The following is a 3,332-nucleotide window of genomic DNA, read 5'->3' as shown; positions in this document are numbered from 1 at the left end:
GGATGAGGTGAAGCCGCAGTCTGTGAAAATGGCGGACTGACAGCTGCTATGTTTTGTATAGCTGCTTGCGCATATTCAACGGGCGCTAGAGGCCTAAAACCCATTCAAGGAATGATCCACCCCAATAGGGGTATGGCAATTGGCAGGCGCGGCGCGTCCAGCTCAGACCTCCACCAGCACCTTGCCGCGATGGTCGCCGGTGAAAAGGCTGTTCAAGGCCAGCGGCAGTTGGTCGAACCCCCTCACCACGGTTTCTTCAAACACGATCTCGCCGCGCTGCACCCAGGGGCCGACGATGCGCAGCATTTCATCCATCCGGTGCAGGTAGTCTCGCGCCAGCATGCCCTGGATGGTGGCGCGCTGGTAGAGCATGTGGTGCAGAAAGCGCGGCCCCAGTTCAGACTCATCCAGCCCGCCGGAATACTGGCTGATCGTGCCGCAAATGATGATGCGGGCGCGCCGATGGATGATGGGAAAGATGGCGTCGCTGATCCAGCCGCCGACGTTGTCGAAATACACGTCTACGCCGCCCGTGCGTTCACGAATGGCATCCGAGAGTTGCTGCGCGCTGGCGTAGGCCTTGTAGTCAAGCGCCCAGTCCAGCCCCACGGTATCTAGCAGCCAGTGGCACTTGGCCGCGCCCCCGGCGATACCGAGCACGCGTGCGCCATGCTTTTTGGCGAACTGCGCCACGAGCGAGCCCACGGCACCGGCGGCGCCAGAAACCACCACCACCTCACCCGCGTGCGGGCGCCCAGCTTCGGTCAGGCCAAACCAGGCCGTTCGACCGGGCATGCCGAGCACGCCCAAGGCAGTGCTCACGGGGGCCAGTTCGGGGTCGAGCTTGCGCACGACGCTGTGATGGCACCTGGCGTGGCTCTGCCAGCCGAGCATGCCCTCCACCCAGTCACCCGGCGCCAGGGTACTGGCACTCGACGCGATGACGCGGCCCACCATGCCCGCGTTCTGCACGGCGTTCAGCGGATGCGGATCGGCGTTGTAGGTGGGCTTGAGCGACTGGTTGATGCGCATGTAGGGATCGACGCTGAGGTACCTGGCCTCGACCAGCACCTCACCATCCGACAAGTCCATAGACAAGGGACTGCTCGTCAGTTCGTAGTGCTCCGGGCCAACGATGCTGGTCGGGCGGCGGCGGTAAATCCATTTCTGGTGCAGTACGGGGTTGGGGTTCATAACAAACGTTTCCTGGTAGTTCAATCCCGCATGGTCTCTCATGGGTTGAATCCCGTAAAGCAAATACATGTCAACGAAGGAAATTGGGCTCAGATTCTCATGGCGCTACCTTAAGAGTTGAGCGCGCTCTGCGCCCTGATCTTTTCGCGCGCCACCGATCGCGGCAGGGTCAAAAGCCGGTAACGGCTTGGGCCTTCGCTTCTTGGCACGTGCCAGCTTTGAGCAGTAATCCACGCTGGATCAACAGCGCATTGACGGTAACCAGGATTTGCTCTGCGAGTTTGTGCTTCTCCCGCCGGTGACGAAAGCGCAGGATGGTGGACTTGTCAGGCAGACGGGCAAACTCGCGGTACAGCGGTGTGTCGAAGAAGGCTTCTTCCATGCCGGGATCTGACAATGTGAACCACTGCTGCTATGCAAGTGGATACGCCGCATCGTCTCCAGGGAAAAGGTTGGCCTGCCATTCCTGCCCTCTGGATAAGTACGGGGCAATGAGCTCGACCAGTGAACCCCAAGTCACCACTTGTTCCATCTGCTCCAGGAACTCGCGTTTGCGGGTTTTCTTGAGTCTGAGATTGAGGTCCAGGGCTGTTTTTTTTATGGGCTCAATGATGCTCTGCGTGGCCTACACCAAGCACACAAACGAGGGAGTTTTGCAGAGTTTCCTTAGGGGAGCTTAAAAAGTGTCGGAAATTATTACAAGACAACCGGCCCACTCAGTGTTTGTTAATGAAAGTTCAATGAAATCATATAGATAGTGATTTGGCATGAACTATGCATATTCTCTTCGGAAAGCTTCTTCATTCGACTAAAAAGCTTTGAAATCATTCTTTAGGAGAAAACCATGAAATTCAATAAACTTGCTTTAACCGTTGCGTCTTTGATACTGGCATCGTCAGCAATGGCAGGTGCTGTTCATGACGCATCGCTGTTCACTACTAATACTTTGGCACGTAATGACGATAGTTCCACCGGCTTGGTCAGCATGGGTTTTACTAACCCTGCCAACTTTTTCGGAACGACGTACTCGAACCTGTATGTGAACAACAATGGCAATGTCACTTTCAATACGCCTCTGAGTACCTACACTCCGTTTGGGCTGACGACAAACTCTTTCCCCATCATCGCCCCCTTCTTGGCCGACGTTGATACGCGCAACGCCGCATCCGGGGTGACGCAGTACGGCGCAAGCACACTCGGCGGTCATAATGTTTTCGGCGTCAACTGGCTCAATGTCGGCTACTACAGCAATCAGGCCGACAAGCTGAATTCCTTCCAGTTGATTCTGACCGAACGCGCCGATACGGGTCTCGGTAACTTCGACATTGAGTTCAACTACGATCAGATCCTGTGGGAGACCGGCAGCGCGAGTGGTGGGGTGAACGGTTTCGGCGGCACTCCTGCTGCAGCTGGGTACACCGATGGTGGTGCAAACGACTTCGAGTTTGCGGGTTCGCGCACTACCCTTGCATTCCTTGACAGCAATCTCACTGGGCTGATCCACGGAAGCCGCGACTCGAACACGCTCGGTCAGTATATTTTCAACGTACGTAACGGTACCATTGCCCCCCCGGACGGCAACAACGTCCCTGAGCCGGCAACGCTGGCCTTGACTGGTCTTGCGCTGGCTTGGATGGCGGCTCTGCGGCGTCGGGTAAATGTGAAATGACGCATGGCCTATAAAAAACGGCGGCCTCCACGGTCACTGTTTTTTGCACGAGCAAGACAGTTTTCATCAAAAAGCCCGGCCATCAGGTCGGGTTTTTTTGGCCGAAACAAGCGAGTCAGCCAGCCAGCGCTGCGAATGCGAGAGATGCGTCGCAGCTAATAAAAAGACCCTTACTGCGCTTCTCCAAGCGACCAGAGGCTAGAAATGGCCGGTTGCTAGGCAAAGAGAGTTAGGAACTTGCACATGGGAGTGCCCGCTCGTGGACGGAACCAAACAGATCCGTTTATTGGGAAAATTGACATTAAGATACGGCCTCTACCGTTCCACACCGCCCTCTGGGTATTGGGGGTGTCCCCACTAATGACCATGTGCAATGCCTGATTTCTTGATTGCCGTTGTTACCCTGATGGCCACTTCAAATTCCCCCATCTATGGCCAGTCAGATTCCCCCAGGCAGGACGGCTAAATT

At 56.2% G+C, this 3,332-nt stretch carries 2 protein-coding genes and 1 pseudogene; 1 reads left to right on the top strand and 2 read right to left on the bottom strand.

The window, feature by feature from the left end; translation table 11 throughout:
* Positions 1 to 162: 162 nt before the first annotated feature.
* Together B3F77_RS12125 and B3F77_RS12120 are read right to left on the bottom strand one after the other, a co-directional pair.
* Complete coding sequence (locus tag B3F77_RS12125) at positions 163 to 1,194, bottom strand: NADP-dependent oxidoreductase (RefSeq protein ID WP_293605198.1); 1,032 nt, start codon at positions 1,192 to 1,194, stop codon at positions 163 to 165.
* 196 nt (positions 1,195 to 1,390) lie between these two features.
* Positions 1,391 to 1,795: pseudogene (locus B3F77_RS12120) on the bottom strand (transposase); the annotation flags it as partial.
* A 243-nt stretch (positions 1,796 to 2,038) separates the two neighbouring features.
* On the opposite strand from B3F77_RS12120, the gene B3F77_RS12115 reads away from it, so the two are divergent.
* Positions 2,039 to 2,863, top strand: a complete 825-nt coding sequence (locus tag B3F77_RS12115) for a nidogen-like domain-containing protein (RefSeq protein WP_293605197.1) — start codon at positions 2,039 to 2,041, stop codon at positions 2,861 to 2,863.
* Positions 2,864 to 3,332: the final 469 nt, after the last annotated feature.

The sequence above is a fragment of the Polaromonas sp. UBA4122 genome (assembly GCA_002381615.1).
In the GTDB taxonomy this organism is placed as follows: Bacteria; Pseudomonadota; Gammaproteobacteria; order Burkholderiales; family Burkholderiaceae_C; genus Polaromonas.
This window is presented reverse-complemented; position numbering and strand designations above follow the sequence as displayed.

Excerpts from the sequence above, each read along its gene's own strand:
- B3F77_RS12125 (WP_293605198.1), bottom strand. The coding sequence starts at position 1,194 with ATGAACCCCAACCCCGTACTGCACCAGAAATGGATTTACCGCCGCCGC.
- B3F77_RS12115 (WP_293605197.1), top strand. The coding sequence starts at position 2,039 with ATGAAATTCAATAAACTTGCTTTAACCGTTGCGTCTTTGATACTGGCA.